Genomic DNA, 16,510 nt, shown 5'->3' on the forward strand with positions numbered 1-16,510 from the left:
CCTGTTCGCGACAGTCCGCATTGTCGCCGGGCGTGAGCAGGAAGCACGCCATCTCCCCGGCGACCACAACCCGCCGCCGGGCCGCATGCCTGTCAGGGCTCCCGTCGCGCCGGCAAGGTCCCGGCCGCCCGCACCATCTGCACGAAGGCGGCCCGCTCGCCGTAGGGGTCCTCGCCCCGCGCGCCCTGGGCCAGGCTCAGGATCGCGGCATTGTCGAAGTCGGCGGTCATCCACGGATCGCCGCGCAGACGCTGACCGAAGGCGGCGACCGCCATGGCCCAGCGCGTCGCCTCGGGCGGCTGGGCCGAGACCGGGCCGGACGCCCGGTTGGCCACCGCGCTCTGCATCAGCCGCGAGGTCGGCTGGCCCGGCAGCTTGTAGCGGACCTGGACGAAGCCGATCTCCCCGTTCGGATCGCCCGCGCCCGTCGCCGCCGGACGGTTGCCCTCGTAGCGCCGCTCGGGGATCTGGCTCGGCCCGCCGACGGGGGTGATTTCATACAGCGCCGTCACCGACGCCCCGGATCCGACCTCGCCCGCGTCCACCGCGTCATTGTTGAAATCCTCCTCGTTCAGCAGCCGGGTCTCGTAGCCGATCAGCCGGTATTCGCTGACCCGCGCCGGATTGAACTCCACCTGGATCTTCACGTCGTCGGCGATGGGGAAGGCGCCCCGGTCGAAGGCCGGGCCGAACAGCCGACGCGCCTCGTTCAGGTCGTCGACATAGGCGGCCACGCCGTTGCCCGCCTGGGCGATCGTCTGCATCCGCGCGTCCTGATAGTTGCCGCGCCCGAAGCCGTAGACCGACAGATAGATGCCCGTCGCCCGCTTGTCGGCGACATAGTCCTCGATCCGCTTGTCGTCGGTGACCCCGACGTTGAAGTCGCCGTCGGTGAACATCAGGATGCGGTTGACCTTGCCGCGCCCGAAGGCGGCCTCGGCCTGGTCGTAGGCGTTGACCATCCCCGCCGCCCCGGCCGTCCCGCCGCCCGAGTTCAGCGAGGCGACCGCGCAGCGCAGCTTCAGCTTCTCAGACCCCGAGGTGGGTCCCACCGCCGTCCCGACCGATCCGGCGTAATAGGTCACCGCCACCCGGTCCTCGGGCCTCAGCCGGTCGATGATCAGGTTCATCGCCTGCCGCGCCAGGGGCAGCTTGTCGTCGGAGAACATCGAGCCCGACACATCGACCATGAAGGTCAGGTTCAGCGGCCGCCGCTCGGCCTCCGGCAACTCATAGCCCTGCAGCCCGATATGGACGATCTGTCGCCCCTCCGACCAGGGAGAGGCCGCCACCGCCGTGGTGACGGCGAAGGGCTCCGACGCGCTCCTCGGCCGGGTGTAGCCATAGTCGAAATAGTTGATCATCTCCTCGACCCGCACGGCGTCGCGCGGCGGCGTGGAGCCCTCGGCGATGAAGCGGCGCACATTGGAATAGGCGGCCGTGTCCACGTCGATGGAGAAGGTCGAGACCGGCTCATCGGCCACCCGCTTGACCGGATTGGGCGCGGCGTCGGGATAGCGTTCCGTGTTCGCCGGCGGGTGGGGCGGCATCGGCATCCCGCCGATCGGCGGCGGGGGCGCCGGCGGCGGAGGCGGGCCATACAGGATCACCGGCGGTCCGGAGTATTCGACGCGGTCCTCCTTCACCGACGGCGCGACAGGCACGGCGACAGGCGGCGGCGCCGTGCGTCTCAGCATCGGCGCCCCGACCGAGGCATAGGACTCGTCCTCTCGCGGATCCCGAAGCGTGATCCCCACCGCCGCGCAGGCCGCCGGACTGACCGCCCCGTCGCCGGGCGCATAGGTCGGCCGCGCCTGGGGCGCGACACTCGCTCCGCCGCTCGGAGCCGCCAGGGTCAGGCCGAGCACGGCCGCCACCCCCTGTTTCAGCATGGTCGTCAGCATCGCTTCCTCCACGGGTTTTGTCGTTGCGCCCATGAGACCGACTGGCGTTCGGCGAAACTGTGGCCTGTATCGGCGCCGGAAAAGGGCGCCCTATGCGTGTGTCTTCACAGCACCCGGACCTGCGGTCGCGCCCCGCCGCCGTCGATCAGCAGGTCCGTGATCGCCCACACCAGGGCGTCCGCCCGGTCGGGTGAGGCGCCGCCCGCCTCTCCCATCCCCATCAGCTCCTCCTCCAGCGCCGTCAGGTCCCCGACGTGCGCCACCCGCCATCTGCGGCCCGCGCCCTTGGCGTCGCCTCGTTTCGAATATTTCTTTCGTTGCGTTTATTTCGAATATCGACTATATCGCGGACTCACAGGAGATGTCCCCCATGACCCTGCCAGCCTTCGCCGAAAAGATCGGCGACCGGCTGCCGTCCGCCGACGAGAAGGCGGCGGCCAATCAGCTTCGCCAGATCCTCGCCGCCCGCGCCACCAGCGATACCGATCAAAGCCTCCGCGTCCTCGACGACAACGGAAAGCCGGCCGAGATCGTCCTCGCCCCCGCCCTGTCGGGCCTCCTGATGGAGTTGCTCCGCTACATCGGTCAGGGCGACGCCGTCACTCTGGTCCCGGTTAGCCAGATGCTGACCACCCAACAGGCGGCCGATATCCTCAACGTCTCGCGCCCCTTCCTCATCACCCTGCTGGAAAAGGGCGAGATCGCCCACACCATGGTCGGGCGTCACCGCCGGGTCCGGGCCGAGGACCTGTTCGCGTACAAGAAGGCGCGCGACACGAAGCGCAGCAAGGCCCTGTCGGACCTCGCCGAACTGGACGCGGAGCATCTGTAGCCGGTGTTCGCCAACCGCTTCACCGCCCTGGTCGATGCCTGCGCCCTGGCCGGGGCGCTGAAGCGGAATCTGTTGCTCACCCTGGCGGAGGCCGAGTTCTTCCGCCTGCGCTGGTCCGAAACCATCCTGGACGAGACCGAAGCCGCCATCGCCAGGATGCTGACGGCCAAAGGTGTCGAAGACGCGGCGGACCGCGCCGCCCGCGCGCGACGCGCCATGGTCGACGCCTTCGAGGAGGCCTGCGTCGGCGACTTCTCCGCCATGATGGACGCCGTCACCGGCCTGCCGGACCCAAAGGACCGCCACGTCGTGGCGGCGGCGCTTCAGACCAGCGCCGCCATCATCGTCACCGACAATCTGAGGGACTTCCCCGAGGCGGTTCTCGCCCCCCTGAACCTCGAGGCCCGCAGCGCCGACGCCTTCATCGCCGACACCATCGCCCTCGACCCCGGCCGCGCCGTCGCCGCCATCCAGCGGATGCGGCGTCGCTTCAACAGGCCCGAGAAGTCGGCCGAAGTCCTCCTGCTCGACATGGAGGCGGCGGGCCTGACCGAGACGGTCGACGTGCTGAAGCCACACGTGCGGTCGTTGTGAACCAGCCTAAAGATGCCTCGTCCAATGCTCCTCGGACACGATGGAGATGGGCCGCCCCTCGCCTCGCCAGGTCACCGCCTGAAGGATCTTGTTGCCGAACGACGAGTGCTTCCACGACTCCGTCGCATAGGCGCCGATGACCAGGGTGTCGGTCTTGCGGCTCAGTCCGGCGGCCAATCCTCCCCGCTCGGACACGGCGGCCTCGCAAGCCTTCCTCTGCCCATAAATGAAAGTGCCGGTGAAGCAGTAGGTCCGATTGGCGAAGGACAGGACGGGCGCCGGATCGCAGAGCGGCAGGGTCGAGGCCTTCAGGACCTCCCCGAGCTCGAAATCACGGCTCGAAAAGCGCTCGAGCGTATCCAGCAGAACGACCTTTTCATCGGCATCCAGAACGCCGTCGGCCAGGATCTCGTTGATCCGCTCGTACAGGGTCCAGATCAAGGGATTGTGGCTGACCTCGGTATTGGCGGCGAGCCACTTCTGAAGAAACTCGACCTCCTTCTGGTTCAGATCGCCGTCCGCCGCGACACCGCGCGCCAGTCCGACCAGCTCATCGATCTGCCTTGATGTGATCCGGTCGCCGCCCAGGCGATTGTGAAGTTCGTCCATCGTTGAAGTCCCCTGAACACCCAAGGCTGACCAAAAGGAGGGAATTTCAACGACAAAGCAATCCAGGATTGCCGGGTGGCTCGAGCTCGGCGGCTTAGGCCGCTTTTAACGTCTTGATCTCAGCCAGCTCGTCCCGCGCCGCAATGGCGGCCTTGGACAGGTCATGCTGGACCTGAAGGTTCATCCAGAACTCCGCCGTCGTCCCGAACACCCGCGCCAGCCGGAGCGCCGTGTCCGAGGTCAGGGCCTGTTCTTCGCGCACCAGACGCTCGATCCGCGTCCGGTCCTTCAGCCCCATGGCCTTGGCAAGGGCGCCGGGCGTCAGGCCGTAGTCGGGCAGGAAGTCCTCGCGCAGATGTTCCCCCGGATGGGCCAAAGGTTCGGCGAAGGTGGTGTAGTCGTGCGCGCTCATGACCGCCTCAGTGATAGTCCACGAACTCGACCTGCTCCGGGCCGTGGTCGCCCCAGACGAAGCAGATGCGGAACTGGTCGTTGACGCTGATCGACCACTGTCCCGCACGGTCGTCGCTCAGTTTGTGCAGTCGGTGACCCGGCGGCACGCGCAGGTCCTCGACGGTTGTCGCGGCATCGAGCCGTTCCAGCCTCCGACGCGTCGCCTTGACCAGATCGGCCGGAAACCCCTTGGGCGCGCGACCTTCGAAGACCGACTGCGCCTCGCGGGATTTCCAACTCTGGATCACGAGTATATCGTAGCGCGTCACGCTACAAAGAGCCAGCATTTATGAACTTTGGTCCCGCATGGGTTTCGGCGGCAGCCGATGCCGTTGTCGCTCTCTCCGTGCTTTGGGCGGCCTTGGTGGGGACGCGCGCGCTTGGACGGTTGTCGGCTGCATTCCTGCTTAGTTGGACACACCAAGGCTACGGAGAGTCGAACTATGAAGGTCGAAGGCGTTCGTATTCCGTATGGAATTGCCAACTGAGGCTCTTGAGCGACGCGCCTGTTCTCGCTTCGGATATCTGGATCGAAGAGAAGCGTCGGTTCTTCTGGCGTCGCCTTGGGACAGGCGTTCACCTTTACGATTCTCTGCCGATGGCGATGACAAAGGACGAGCCGGTAAGCCTGTCTATCAATCTTGATCGAAGCGCCCCTCGCCCACATCGTTTGGTGGTCCGTGAATACGGTTCCCACAGACGCGCGATTGTGCCCTTTCTCGGGGTTGAGGATGGCGGACAAAAACTGACTGATTGCTGATGCAAAAAGGGCGGGCCCGTCGCCGGACCCGCCCTCTTCATTTCAGTCGGTGAGTGACCGGGCTTCTTAGAAGTCCATGTCGCCCATGCCGCCCATGCCGCCGCCCGGCATGCCGCCGGCTGCGCCCGAGGCCTTCTTCGGGGCGTCGGCCACGGCGGCTTCCGTCGTGATCAGGATGCCGGCCACGGAGGCGGCGTCCTGCAGGGCGGTGCGGACGACCTTGGCCGGGTCGATCACGCCCATGGCGACCAGGTCGCCGTACTGTTCCGTCTGGGCGTTGAAGCCGAAGGTGGCGCTGTCGTTTTCCAGCACCTTGCCGACGACGATCGAACCCTCGACGCCCGCGTTCTCCGAGATCTGACGGATCGGAGCCTGCAGGGCGCGGCGCACGATGGCGACGCCGGCGTTCTGGTCGGCGTTGGCGCCCGTGACGCCTTCCAGCTTCTTCGAAGCCTTCAGCAGGGCGATGCCGCCGCCCGGGACGATGCCTTCGTCAGCCGCGGCGCGGGTGGCGTTCAGGGCGTCGTCGACGCGGTCCTTCTTCTCCTTGACCTCGACCTCGGTCGAGCCGCCGACGCGCAGGACGGCCACGCCGCCGGCCAGCTTGGCCAGACGTTCCTGCAGCTTCTCCTTGTCGTAGTCCGACGAGGTGTCCTCGATCTGCTTCTTGATCTGGGCGACGCGGCCCTCGATGCCGTCCTTCTCGCCCGAGCCTTCGACGATCGTGGTGTCGTCCTTGGTGATCGAGACCTTCTTGGCCTTGCCGAGCATGTCCAGGGTGACGGTTTCAAGCTTGATGCCCAGGTCTTCCGAGATGACCTGGCCGCCCGTCAGGATGGCGATGTCTTCCAGCATGGCCTTGCGGCGGTCGCCGAAGCCCGGAGCCTTGACGGCGGCGACGCGCAGGCCGCCGCGCAGCTTGTTGACCACCAGGGTGGCCAGGGCCTCGCCCTCGATGTCCTCGGCGATGATCAGGAGCGGACGGCCCGACTGGACCACGGCTTCCAGGATCGGCAGCATGGGCTGCAGCGAGGTCAGCTTCTTCTCGAACAGCAGGATCAGCGGCTCTTCGAGGACGGCCTCCATCTTGTCGGCGTTGGTGATGAAGTAGGGCGACAGATAGCCGCGGTCGAATTGCATGCCCTCGACCACGTCGACCGTGGTCTCCGCCGTCTTCGCTTCCTCGACCGTGATCACGCCCTCATTGCCGACCTTGGCCATGGCTTCGGCGATCAGTGAGCCGATTTCCTCGTCGCCGTTGGCCGAGATGGTGCCGACCTGGGCGATTTCCGAGTTGTTCGAGACCGGCTTGGAGATGGCCTTGACCTCGTCCAGGACGACGCCGACGGCCTTGTCGATGCCGCGCTTCAGGTCCATCGGGTTCATGCCGGCGGCGACGGCCTTCAGGCCCTCTTGCACGATGGCCTGGGCCAGGACGGTGGCGGTGGTCGTGCCGTCGCCCGCCTTGTCGTTCGTCTTGGACGCGACTTCGCGGATCATCTGGGCGCCCATGTTCTCGAAGGCGTCTTCCAGCTCGATCTCTTTGGCGACCGAGACGCCGTCCTTGGTCGAGCGCGGGGCGCCGAAGGACTTCTGGATCACGACGTTGCGGCCCTTGGGACCCAGGGTCACCTTGACGGCGTTGGCGAGGACGTTGACGCCGCGCAGCATCTTGTCGCGCGCGTCGGTGTTGAACTGTACGATCTTGGCGGCCATGTGCGGCTGCTCCTTATCTCAATGATTTCAGGTGGAAGGGTCGGCGACGCGGGTGCTTAGGACAGCACGCCCAGGACGTCGGATTCCTTCATGATGATCAGGTCTTCACCGTCGATCTTGATCTCGGTGCCCGACCATTTGCCGAACAGGATGCGGTCGCCGGCCTTCAGTTCCAGGGCCTGGACGACACCCTTGTCGTCACGGGCGCCGGGGCCGACGGAGACGACTTCGCCTTCCTGCGGCTTTTCCTTGGCGGTGTCGGGGATGATGATCCCGCCCTTGGTCTTGGATTCTTCTTCCACGCGCTTGACCAGCACGCGATCGCCGAGAGGACGAAACGCCATCTGAATGTTCTCCGATTGAGCCGTCTAATGTTTCTTCGCAGCCCCTGTCGGACCGGCGTTTTGGCAGCCGGGTCTCGAGAGTGCTAACGCGCCGTGCAAGTAGGGGCGGGGGTGCGCATCGTCAAGCGGGGCAGGGCGGCTCGATGAACCGCAGATGAACGAACCCTGTTCCGCCCGTTCAGCTTCATCGTCGTAAAAACGAGCATAGAGGATCAGTGTTCGCCCCATGGGCGTTCAGGCATCGACATAACGGATCAAGGAGACAGGGATATGACCTTCGCCAAACTCGCCGCCGTCGCCGCCCCCATCATGGCCCTGACCATGGTCGCCGCCGCGCCCGCCGAGGCCCAGAGCCGCTACTACGATCGACGCGACAACAGCGGCGATGTGGTCGCCGGTGTCGTTGTCGGCGCCATCGCCGGCGGCCTGATCGCCTCGGCCGGCAGCAACCGGAACGACTGTTCCTATTACCGCGACGGCCGTTGCTGGCGGAACCAGGGCCACTGGGAACGTGACCGCGGCATCAACAGCCGTGACCCCCGCTGGCAACAGCGCCGCGACTATCGCGAACACCGCCGCGAGGAGCGTTGGGATCGCCGGGATGACCGTCGCGACCATCGCCGCGACTACCGCTACGACCGCCGCTGGTAGTCGGCGTCCAGACCGGACAGAGGACGGGCCCCTTGCGGGCCCGTTTTCATGTCAGGCGTTCAGTCGCGTCAGAAGCGACGCCGTGGACGGGTCCAGCGACGCCGACGGCCCGCCCGCCGCGACGTCCTTCAGGATCGCCCTGGCCAGCACCTTGCCCAGCTCCACGCCCCACTGGTCGAAGGAATTGATGTCCCAGATCACGCCCTCGACGAAGGTCTTGTGCTCGTAGAGGGCCAGAAGGGCGCCCAGGGTCTGGGGCGTCAGACGCTCCATGGCGATGGCGGTCGAGGGCCGGTTGCCGGGAAAGGTCTTGTGCGTCGCCAGCCGGTCGGCGTCGGCGGCGTCCGCGCCCGAGGCCAGGAGTTCGGCCCGCGCCTCCTCCGTCGTCTTGCCCAGCATCAGGGCCTGACCCTGGGCGAGCGCATTGGACCACAGCGGGCTTTCCGGGGCGTCTTCGTGCGTCTTCGCCACGATCACGAACTCGGCGGGCACGACCTGCGGGCCCTGATGGATCTGCTGGAAGAAGGCGTGCTGGCCGTTGGTGCCGGGCTCGCCGAAGACGACGGGACAGGTCTGGCGCGTCACGGGCGAGCCGTCGCGATGCACCCGCTTGCCGTTCGATTCCATCTCCAGCTGCTGCAGGAAGGAGGGCAGACGACGCAGCGCATGGGCGTAGGGCGCGACGGTCCGGGCCGGACGGTTCAGGGCGTCCACGTTCCACACCTGGGCCAGGGCCATCAGGACGGGTGCGTTCTTCTCCAGCGGGGCGGTGACGAAATGGTCGTCCATGGCTCGGGCGCCCTGAAGCAGGCCGTCGAACACGTCGGGGCCGAGCGCGATCACGCAGCTCAGGCTGACCGCCGACCACAGGGAATAGCGGCCGCCGACCCAGTCCCGGAAGGCGAAGGTGCGGGCGCAGCCGAAGGCCTTGGCCTTGTCCGGCGCGGCGGTGACGCCGATGAAATGCTTGTCCCTCCCGGCCTCAGGCAGGCCGTCCGCCAGCCAGGCCTTGGCCGCCTCGGCATTGGCTAGGGTTTCCTGGGTGGTGAAGGTCTTGGACACGACGACGACCAGGGTCGTCTCGGGGTCCAGCCCGGTCAGGGCCTCGGCCATGTCGCGCGGGTCGATATTGGCGACGAAGCGCAGATCGATGGCGGGGTCGAGCGGACGCAGCGCATCCCAGACCACGCGGGGCCCCAGGTCCGATCCGCCGATGCCGACGTGGACGATGGCCTTGAAGGGCTTGCCGGTCGCGCCCGTCTCGGCGCCCGAGCGGACGGCTGTGGCATAGGCGGCCATGTCGGCGCGGACGGCGTCCACCTCGGCCGAGACCGCTTCGCCCAGGGCATGGAAGTCGGCGCCGGTCGCGGCCCGCAGCGCGGGGTGCAGCACCGCCCGACCCTCGGTGGAGTTGATCGCCTCGCCCCCGAACAGGCGCGCGCGGGCCGCCTCGACCCCGGCGGACCGGGCCAGGTCCAGACAGGTCTCGAACCCGGCCTTCGTCCAGCTCTGTTTCGACAGGTCGAGATAGAGACCCGCCGCCTCGACCGACATCCGCGCCACGCGGTCGGGGTCGGCGGCGAACTGGTCCACGATGCGGGCGGCGGCGTCCCGTGCGGCGGCGGCGTCGAAGGCGGTCCAGTCGGTCATGCGCGTATCCCTATCGCACCGTTAAGCAAGGTCTCGTTTACGGGTCGGGCGTAGACCGGATCAATCGTCGATTCGCGAAAGGTCGTCTTCCATGTCCTGTGGCATCGCCCTCGCCGCCGCCCTCCTGCTCTCGGACCCGAACGTGGCCCTGGCCGCCGCCGAGCCGGCCGCTGTCCCCGGCGCACCGATCTCCATCGCGGCCGAGCCCCTGTTCGCCGACATCGTCAGCCGCGCCGGCGCCCTGAAGTCCGTCGTCGATGGCTGGAACGGAACGATGCCTGGCGACTTCGCCGCCTTCCGCACCCGCGCCGAGGAGCTGGCGGCGCTCGACATGCAGGGTCACCTGATCCTCAAGGAGCGCGGCACGGACGGCGACCTGAAATGTATCCTGCGCGGCATCTCTGAAGACATCCCGCTGAAGCTGACGGCCGTGGAGACCGCCTCCGACGCCGCTGCCCGCGCCACCGCCCTGTCGGAACTGTCCTATCTGCTGAACGACAATGTCGAGGTCATCACGACCCCGCCGCATCCCGACGCCCAGAGCGGCCTGGCGACCGACTGACCCCGGTCGACCAGAAACAAGAAAATATTCTTAAACACCTCTTGCCGAGGCGGGACCTCGGTCCCACATCCGCAATGGGTCTTTGAAACCGTAATCAGATCGAACCCGCGTCACCGCGCGGGCCTGACAACCTGCAATTCAGCCCCTGGATTTCGTCCGTTTCGTCCGTTTCGTCAGGGTGACTTCGTCCGGACGAAACGGACGAAACCGGCTCAGGCCTCGCCCGGATATTTGATCGAACAGCCGTAGGGCTGGGCATAGGCGGTGCGGATCGGGCGACCCGCTTCCATGTCGTCCAGGGCCGCGCGGACGAAATTGTTCGCCCCTTCCAGATCCTCGACCTTGTTGGTGGGCCTGTCGTCGATGCCGCCGGCGAACAGGATGCGGCCCTCGCCGTCGATCACCCGCATGTCCGGCGTGGTCATGGCCCCGTAGGCCTTGCCGACCGTGCCCTCGGGATCGAGCAACAGATAGGTCGAGTGGGCGCTGTTTCGGGCCTTCCAGGCCCGGGCCTCCTCGCCCTCGACATAGCCCTGGGTTCCGGGCGACGAGGAGATGACGGTCAGCCAGACCACGTCGTCCCCGACCGCGTCACGTTGCAAGGCCTGCATGGCGCCCGACGAATAGTGTTTCTGGACGTAGGGACAGCCCTCGTTGGTCCACTCGATCACCACCGTCTTGCCGCGGAAGTCCGACAGCGACCGCTGCACGCCCTCGGAGTCGGTCAGGGTGAAGGCCGGGGCGACCCCGGCCTGGCCGGCGTTGGCCACGGCGGGCACAGCCTCGACGGCCGGGGCGGAGGCGGGCGCCTCGGCCTGCTGGCAGGCGGCGAGGGTGAACATGACGGCGGCGAGGATGGGCAGGCGGATCACGGCGGCGTCTCCTTCGTTTTTCTACGGGCGGGCGGCCTCCAGGGCGTCGACCACGACCCCTTCGGTCAGCAGCTGGGGCAGGATGCGAGGCTCGGCCGAGCCCGGCGCATAGACCAGATATAGCGGAACGCCGGACCGACGGCGCCGCTCCAGCTCTCGCGTGATCGCATCATCTCGTCGCGTCCAGTCGCCCACCAGATAGACGGCGTTGGTCGCCTGCATCACCTCGGCCACCCGCGCGGAGCTCAGCGAGGTCCGTTCGTTGATCTTGCAGGTGACGCACCAGTCGGCGGTGAAGTTTACCAGCACCGGACGTCCCTGGCCTTGCGCCGTGCGTACCGCCTCCTCGGACCAGGGCTGGGAGGCCAGAACCCCGACCGGGGCCGACGTCGCATCAGGCTCGGCGCGAGCCAGACTCACCGCCGCGCCGGTCAGGCCGATGGCGGAGACGAGGGCGACGGCCGCTCCGACGGCGCTGACGATGGCGGTTCCGCCCTCGGCCCGGCGGGACTGGTTGACCCCGACCAGCCAGAGGCCGAGCGCCAGAAGAAGGGCCGCAACGAAGAGGACGCCCAAGGCATCCTCCCCCGCCTGACGGGCGAAGACCCAGATCAGCCAGAGGGCCGCGCCGTACATGGGGAAGGCCAGCAGCCCCTTCAGCCGGTCCATCCACGGACCCGGACGCGGCAGGAGGCCCAGCAGGCGCGGCGACAGGCTGACGACGACATAGGGCAGGGCCAGACCCAGACCCAGCATCAGGAAGACCACCAGCGCCATCGGCCAGGGCATGACCAGGGCGGCCCCGAGCGCGAAAGCCATGAAGGGCGCGGTGCAGGGGGCGGCGACGACCACCGCCAGCACCCCTGTGAAGAAGGCCCCCGCCCCGCCCGGCAGGCGCGACAGACGCCCCGATCCGGCGGCCTGAAGCCCCGCCCCGACATTGAAGACGTTGGACAGGTTCAACCCCACCGCCAGCATCAGAAGGGCCAGAGCCGCGACCACGCCCGGCGACTGCAGCTGGAAGCCCCAGCCGATGGCCTGTCCTCCCGCACGCAGAGCCAGCAAGACCCCGGCCAGGACGAGGAAGGTGACAAGCACCCCCGCGAGGAAGGCGAGGCCGTCCCGCCGGGCCTCGGACCGATCATGCGCGGACCCGGCCAGAGACGCCGCCTTCATCGCCAGTATGGGGAAGACGCAGGGCATCAGGTTCAGGATCAGTCCGCCCAGAAGCGCGAAGACCGCCGCCTGAAGGAAGCCGACCCACGAGGTTCCGCCGCCCGTCGCCTCGCCCTCGGACAGGTCCAGCGCCCCGCCGCCGCTCGCGCCCGCCAAGGCCGGACCGGGCGTCGCCTCGATCTCCCAGGCGCCGTCGTCGGTCGCCAGAACGCCCGCCACCGGCCCGTTCAGCCCCATGGTCGCGACCCTGCCGCCCTGGGTCAGATTCAGGGTCACGCCCTGGGGCCCCCGCTCGCCCGGTTGGGGCGCCGCATGGGCGATGGTCCCGCTGTCGAAGGGGAAGAACCAGGCGCGGCCGGGCTTCAGCCCGACCAGAGACCCGCCCGTCGCGGTCAGGCGCAGAACGCCGCCTTCCAGAGTGACCCGCGCCTCGATCCCGGCCGGACGCGGCGCGGTCTCGACCACCGACTGAATGGCGGCGCCATGGGTCGGATCCATAGGCGCGGCGCCCTCGCGGACCGGCAGGTTGAGCCTGAGCGTCAGCTCGTCGGGCACGCACATCTCGTCGCTGCAGACCAGGAAGAGGGCGGTGACCACCAGAGGGATCGTCGTCCCCGGCCGGGCGTCGGCGGGGATCTCCATCGGGACCGGCAGATAGACCCGGCCCTGGTAGCCGTAGTTCATCAGGGCCTGGAGCCGCTGCCGCTCCGGCAGGGGCCAGACGATGTCTCCGGCCGTGACGCCGCCCGGCAGGGTCCAGTCCAGCGTCGTCGCCCCGCCGGAATCGCCCGGATTGCGCCAGTAGGTGTGCCAGCCCGGCTCGATCTGCTGGCGGATGGCGACGATGGCCGTGGAGCCCGGCGCGGCCCACTGGCTCATGGAGACCAGTTCGGCCTCTATCCGTTCGGTGCGCTGAGGGCCGGCCGCTCCGCCCGGTGCGAGGCTGACGCCCGGCGCCGAGGTCGTGACCTGGGCCGCGACCGGCGTCGCGGCGAACAACAGGACGGCGAGGAGGGCGAGAAGGCGCATCATCGCCCGCAGCCTTAACCCTCAAAGGCCCTGGCCGCCACGCCCCAATGGGTCGCAGCGAAGTCGGGGATCAGCCGCCGGCCGAGGCGACCGCGCTGGCCACCTTGGCGAAGGTCGCCGTGACCTTTGACGACATCAGGGTCACCGAGCCGACGATGACCAGGAAGATCAGACCGCAGATCAGGCCGTACTCGATCGCGGTCGCGCCGCCCTCGTCGTTCAGGAACCGTCGGATCAGGCGCGTCATACGGCCCTCCTTCGGGCGAAACCTAGAGAAGGTCGCGCAGCCAGGCGACCAGGGGCGCGTCGGCGGGCGGCATGGGATAGTCCGAGAGCTTGTTCGGCTTCACCCAGGCCAGGGCGGCGTGTTCGCGCTTTGTGACCACGCCCGACCAGCGTCGGCAGAGGTACAATGGCATCAACAGGTGAAACGATTCGTAAGCGTGGCTCGCGAAAACGAACGGGGCCAGGCAGGCCTCGTTGACGTCGATGCCCAGTTCCTCGTTCAGCTCGCGGATCAGGGCCTGTTCCGGCCGCTCGCCCGGCTCGACCTTGCCGCCCGGAAACTCCCACAGACCGGCCAGCGCCTTGCCCTCGGGCCGTTGGGCGATCAGGACGCGGCCGTCCACGTCGATCAGGGCGACGGCGACGACCAGGACGGTGGGCAGAGGGGCTTCGGACATGGCCCGCCCTTACCGTCTTCGATCACGCCTCTGCAATCATTGGTCATTCAGTGTGTCCACGGCGTCCTTGCGGATTGGGGCGGCAATCGGGCAAGTCGTGTCTTCCGTCCCGCCAACGAGGCCGTCCCTGCTAGACACTCTTTCGAGCCCCGAGGTTCAGGCCTTCGCCAGCGGTTTCCCCGTCCTGGTGGTCCACCTCATGGTGACCTTCGGCCTCCTGGCCGCGGGCGCGGTGATCTATGCCCTGCTGACGCCGTGGAAGGAGGTCGCCCTGATCCGGGAAGGCAACGCCGCCGCCGGCGTCGCCTTCGGCGGGGTGCTCCTGGGTCTGGCCATTCCGCTGGCCGTCTCCATGTCGGTGTCGACCTCGGTGGCGGACATCGCGCTCTGGGGTCTGGCGACCCTGGTGCTTCAGCTTCTGGCCTTCCGCATCGTCGATCTGGTCCTGACGGGCCTGCCCCAGCGCATTCAGGAAGGCGAGATCTCGGCCGCCGTCCTTCTGGTCGCCGCGAAACTGGCCACCGCCCTGATCCTCGCCGCCGCCCTGACGGGCTGAGGCCCGCATGGCTTTCCCGCGTCCGCCGGACTGGCTGATCTATTCCAGCATCGTCTTCGTGATCGTCCTGGGCTCGCTGGCCTATCGCGAGAACGCCGACGCCCCGCCCGCCCCGCCCCCGCCGGACGAGATGGAGGGCGCGCTTCTGGGGCCGATCACCCCGTTCGACCCGTCGGTGACGGTGACCGCGCCGAACGCGCCGTTCCAGCCCGTCTCCGGCACGGCCTTCTCCATCGCCGGACGCGGGCGCTGGCTGACGGCCCGCCATGTGGTCGAAGGCTGTCGCCAGCCCGCCCTGGTCGTCGGCGGCGGTCGGGCGGTCGCGGCCGATGTGCGGCTGTCGCCCCAGGCCGATATCGCCCTTCTGATCACCGCCGGCGGCCCGCCCGCCCTGCCGGTCGCCACCGACGCGCCGCTGCATGTCGGCATGCGCGCCTTCCACCCCGGCTTCCCGCAGGGGTATCCCGGCGAGGTCACCTCCCGCCTTCTCGGCCGCGAGGTGCTGAAGGTCCGAGGACGCGGCGCGCGCGACGAGCCCGTCCTGGCCTGGGCCGAGGTCGGTCGGACGTCGGGACTGGAAGGCACTTTGGCGGGCCTTTCCGGAGCGCCGGTGCTGGATCGCCGCGGCCGGGTCGTCGCCCTGACCATCGCCGAAGCGCCCCGCCGGGGTCGGCTCTACACCACCGCGCCCGATACCCTGGGCCCCGCCATCCGGGGAGAGCAGCAGCCGGACGAACAGCTGCTGGGCGAGCCCATCACCATCGACAACTACGGCCGGGTCGCCGACGACCTCAGGCGTGACCTGCGCGTGGCCCAGGTGGTCTGCCTCTCGACGTGACCCGCCTTCCCGTCGATCCGCACCTCTATCTCGTCTTTCTGGGCGTGATGGCCGTCATGGCCGTCACTCCCGGACCGGCCAACCTGTTCTCGATCGCCACCGGGATGGAGCGGGGCAAGCGCGCGGTCCTGGTCGCCGTGGCCGGGATGAATGTCGCGACCCTGGTCTGGTTCGGGGCCGCCGCCCTGGGCCTCGGCGCCCTGGTCGCCGCCTTTCCGGAGGCCTTCCGCCTGATCGCCGTGGGCGGCGCCCTCTACGTGGCCTGGCTGGGCGTGTCATCCATCCGCAGCGCCTTCAGGCCGGCCCCGACGGAGGTCTCGACCGAGGGTCGCACCCGGCTCAGACGCCCGGCCTTCGTCGACGGCTTCCTGGTCCAGATCGCCAATCCCAAGGCGGTTCTGTTCTTCACGGCGGTCCTGCCGCCCTTCCTCGACGTTGAACGTCCCATGGCGCCGCAGCTGGCCCTGTTCGCGGCGGCCGTGATCGGCATGGACGTTCTGACCATGAGCGCCTACGGTCTAGCTGGCGCCGCCCTGGCGCGTCGGATGAGCGAGCCTCGGTTCCGGCGCGGCTTCGGCGTCTTCGTCGGCTTCCTGCTACTGATTGCCGCAGTCCTGATTGTCTCGCGTTTATAGAGACTTGTGGGTCGGTGGAACGTCGCTGTTCATGCGCCGTTCAGGGGAGATGACGGATTTTCCGCTCAAGTTCCGGAGCCTCCAATGACCCTTTCGATCAAATCCCTGGTGGTGGTCGCCGCCTCGGCCCTGACCCTGGCCGCCTGCGCCACCTCCACCGCCTACGCCCCAGCCGGCTTCAACGGCCAGCGCGGAGGCTACGCCGAACAACGACTTGAGAACGACCGCTACCGCGTCAGCTTCTCGGGCAACTCGGTCACCTCGCGCGAACAGGTCGAGATGGGCCTTCTGCTGCGCGCCGCCGAACTGACGAGGGAGAGCGGTTACGACTGGTTCTCGACCGTCAATCGGGCCACCGACCGCAACACCCGCTATCAGAGCTCGGGCTTCAACGATCCCTTCTTCAACCGCTACAGCCCGTTCTGGGGACCGTCCTGGCGCTACTACGGGCCGCGCGGCTGGAGCCGCTGGAACGATCCGTTCTGGGGTCACAACGATTTCGACGTCCGCCAGATCGACCGCTACGAGGCGACCACTGAGATCATCATGGGTCGCGGCGCCAAGCCCTCGGGCGACGCCAACGCCTTCGACGCGCGCGAAGTCATCGTCAATATCGGCGCCAACGTCACTCGCCCGATGTAAGAGG

20 protein-coding genes are annotated in these 16,510 nt (G+C 68.1%); 8 read left to right on the forward strand and 12 right to left on the reverse strand.

Annotated elements, in window-relative coordinates; translation table 11 throughout:
- Positions 1-92 precede the first annotated feature (92 nt).
- Together ACETK8_RS01720 and ACETK8_RS01725 are read right to left on the reverse strand one after the other, a co-directional pair.
- Positions 93-1,904 (reverse strand): vWA domain-containing protein, encoded by a 1,812-nt coding sequence (locus tag ACETK8_RS01720; RefSeq protein WP_374037792.1) that lies wholly within the window; start codon positions 1,902-1,904, stop codon positions 93-95.
- 104 nt (positions 1,905-2,008) lie between these two features.
- Positions 2,009-2,167, reverse strand: a complete 159-nt coding sequence (locus tag ACETK8_RS01725; RefSeq protein WP_374037793.1) for a hypothetical protein — start codon at positions 2,165-2,167, stop codon at positions 2,009-2,011.
- A 107-nt stretch (positions 2,168-2,274) separates the two neighbouring features.
- On the opposite strand from ACETK8_RS01725, the gene ACETK8_RS01730 reads away from it, so the two are divergent.
- Together ACETK8_RS01730 and ACETK8_RS01735 are read left to right on the forward strand one after the other, a co-directional pair.
- Positions 2,275-2,736 carry a helix-turn-helix domain-containing protein gene (locus ACETK8_RS01730; RefSeq protein WP_374037794.1) on the forward strand — a complete coding sequence of 154 codons (462 nt, stop codon included), beginning with the start codon at positions 2,275-2,277 and terminating at the stop codon, positions 2,734-2,736.
- A gap of 3 nt (positions 2,737-2,739) precedes the next feature.
- Entirely contained in the window at positions 2,740-3,330 is a 591-nt protein-coding gene (locus ACETK8_RS01735; protein WP_374037795.1) for a PIN domain-containing protein, read from the forward strand.
- 6 nt (positions 3,331-3,336) lie between these two features.
- Here ACETK8_RS01735 and ACETK8_RS01740 read toward each other — a convergent pair whose 3' ends face one another.
- From ACETK8_RS01740 to ACETK8_RS01760, 5 genes are all read right to left on the reverse strand, one after another.
- Positions 3,337-3,939 carry a BRCT domain-containing protein gene (locus tag ACETK8_RS01740; RefSeq protein ID WP_374037796.1) on the reverse strand — a complete coding sequence of 201 codons (603 nt, stop codon included), beginning with the start codon at positions 3,937-3,939 and terminating at the stop codon, positions 3,337-3,339.
- Positions 3,940-4,033: 94 nt separating this feature from the next.
- Complete coding sequence (locus tag ACETK8_RS01745; RefSeq protein ID WP_374037797.1) at positions 4,034-4,351, reverse strand: HigA family addiction module antitoxin; 318 nt, start codon at positions 4,349-4,351, stop codon at positions 4,034-4,036.
- A gap of 7 nt (positions 4,352-4,358) precedes the next feature.
- Complete coding sequence (locus tag ACETK8_RS01750) at positions 4,359-4,640, reverse strand: type II toxin-antitoxin system RelE/ParE family toxin (protein WP_374037798.1); 282 nt, start codon at positions 4,638-4,640, stop codon at positions 4,359-4,361.
- A 578-nt stretch (positions 4,641-5,218) separates the two neighbouring features.
- Positions 5,219-6,868 (reverse strand): chaperonin GroEL, encoded by a 1,650-nt coding sequence (gene groL, locus ACETK8_RS01755; protein ID WP_374037799.1) that lies wholly within the window; start codon positions 6,866-6,868, stop codon positions 5,219-5,221.
- Between the two features lie 56 nt (positions 6,869-6,924).
- A complete protein-coding gene (locus ACETK8_RS01760) occupies positions 6,925-7,212 on the reverse strand; it encodes a co-chaperone GroES (RefSeq protein WP_374037800.1) in 288 nt (95 codons plus the stop codon).
- Positions 7,213-7,482: 270 nt separating this feature from the next.
- Between ACETK8_RS01760 and ACETK8_RS01765 the strand changes: the two genes are divergently transcribed.
- Positions 7,483-7,863, forward strand: a complete 381-nt coding sequence (locus ACETK8_RS01765; RefSeq protein WP_374037801.1) for a hypothetical protein — start codon at positions 7,483-7,485, stop codon at positions 7,861-7,863.
- 51 nt (positions 7,864-7,914) lie between these two features.
- On the opposite strand, the gene pgi is transcribed toward ACETK8_RS01765, so the two are convergent.
- On the reverse strand, positions 7,915-9,513 hold the full coding sequence (pgi, locus tag ACETK8_RS01770; protein ID WP_374037802.1) for a glucose-6-phosphate isomerase: 1,599 nt from the start codon (positions 9,511-9,513) through the stop codon (positions 7,915-7,917).
- Between the two features lie 91 nt (positions 9,514-9,604).
- Here pgi and ACETK8_RS01775 point away from each other — a divergent pair, with 91 nt between their 5' ends.
- Positions 9,605-10,075 (forward strand): hypothetical protein, encoded by a 471-nt coding sequence (locus ACETK8_RS01775; protein ID WP_374037803.1) that lies wholly within the window; start codon positions 9,605-9,607, stop codon positions 10,073-10,075.
- A gap of 212 nt (positions 10,076-10,287) precedes the next feature.
- On the opposite strand, the gene ACETK8_RS01780 is transcribed toward ACETK8_RS01775, so the two are convergent.
- The 4 genes from ACETK8_RS01780 to ACETK8_RS01795 form a co-directional block, all read right to left on the reverse strand.
- On the reverse strand, positions 10,288-10,947 hold the full coding sequence (locus ACETK8_RS01780) for a redoxin domain-containing protein (RefSeq protein WP_374037804.1): 660 nt from the start codon (positions 10,945-10,947) through the stop codon (positions 10,288-10,290).
- Positions 10,948-10,968: 21 nt separating this feature from the next.
- On the reverse strand, positions 10,969-13,152 hold the full coding sequence (locus tag ACETK8_RS01785) for a protein-disulfide reductase DsbD family protein (protein ID WP_374039448.1): 2,184 nt from the start codon (positions 13,150-13,152) through the stop codon (positions 10,969-10,971).
- A 70-nt stretch (positions 13,153-13,222) separates the two neighbouring features.
- Complete coding sequence (locus ACETK8_RS01790) at positions 13,223-13,399, reverse strand: Flp family type IVb pilin (protein WP_374037805.1); 177 nt, start codon at positions 13,397-13,399, stop codon at positions 13,223-13,225.
- Positions 13,400-13,421: 22 nt separating this feature from the next.
- Positions 13,422-13,835: a (deoxy)nucleoside triphosphate pyrophosphohydrolase gene (locus tag ACETK8_RS01795; RefSeq protein WP_374037806.1), complete on the reverse strand. Its 414-nt coding sequence runs from the start codon at positions 13,833-13,835 to the stop codon at positions 13,422-13,424.
- 127 nt (positions 13,836-13,962) lie between these two features.
- Here ACETK8_RS01795 and ACETK8_RS01800 point away from each other — a divergent pair, with 127 nt between their 5' ends.
- The 4 genes from ACETK8_RS01800 (at position 13,963) to ACETK8_RS01815 (ending at position 16,506) form a co-directional block, all read left to right on the forward strand.
- Entirely contained in the window at positions 13,963-14,391 is a 429-nt protein-coding gene (locus tag ACETK8_RS01800; RefSeq protein WP_374039449.1) for a DUF350 domain-containing protein, read from the forward strand.
- A gap of 7 nt (positions 14,392-14,398) precedes the next feature.
- Positions 14,399-15,229, forward strand: a complete 831-nt coding sequence (locus ACETK8_RS01805; protein ID WP_374037807.1) for a S1 family peptidase — start codon at positions 14,399-14,401, stop codon at positions 15,227-15,229.
- Positions 15,226-15,864 carry a LysE family translocator gene (locus tag ACETK8_RS01810; RefSeq protein WP_374037808.1) on the forward strand — a complete coding sequence of 213 codons (639 nt, stop codon included), beginning with the start codon at positions 15,226-15,228 and terminating at the stop codon, positions 15,862-15,864. Before ACETK8_RS01805 ends, ACETK8_RS01810 begins: the two co-directional genes overlap by 4 nt.
- Positions 15,865-15,948: 84 nt before the next feature.
- A complete protein-coding gene (locus ACETK8_RS01815; RefSeq protein WP_374037809.1) occupies positions 15,949-16,506 on the forward strand; it encodes a CC0125/CC1285 family lipoprotein in 558 nt (185 codons plus the stop codon).
- Positions 16,507-16,510 lie beyond the last annotated feature (4 nt).

The organism is Brevundimonas staleyi, from assembly GCF_041893865.1.
Lineage (GTDB): Bacteria > Pseudomonadota > Alphaproteobacteria > Caulobacterales > Caulobacteraceae > Brevundimonas > Brevundimonas staleyi.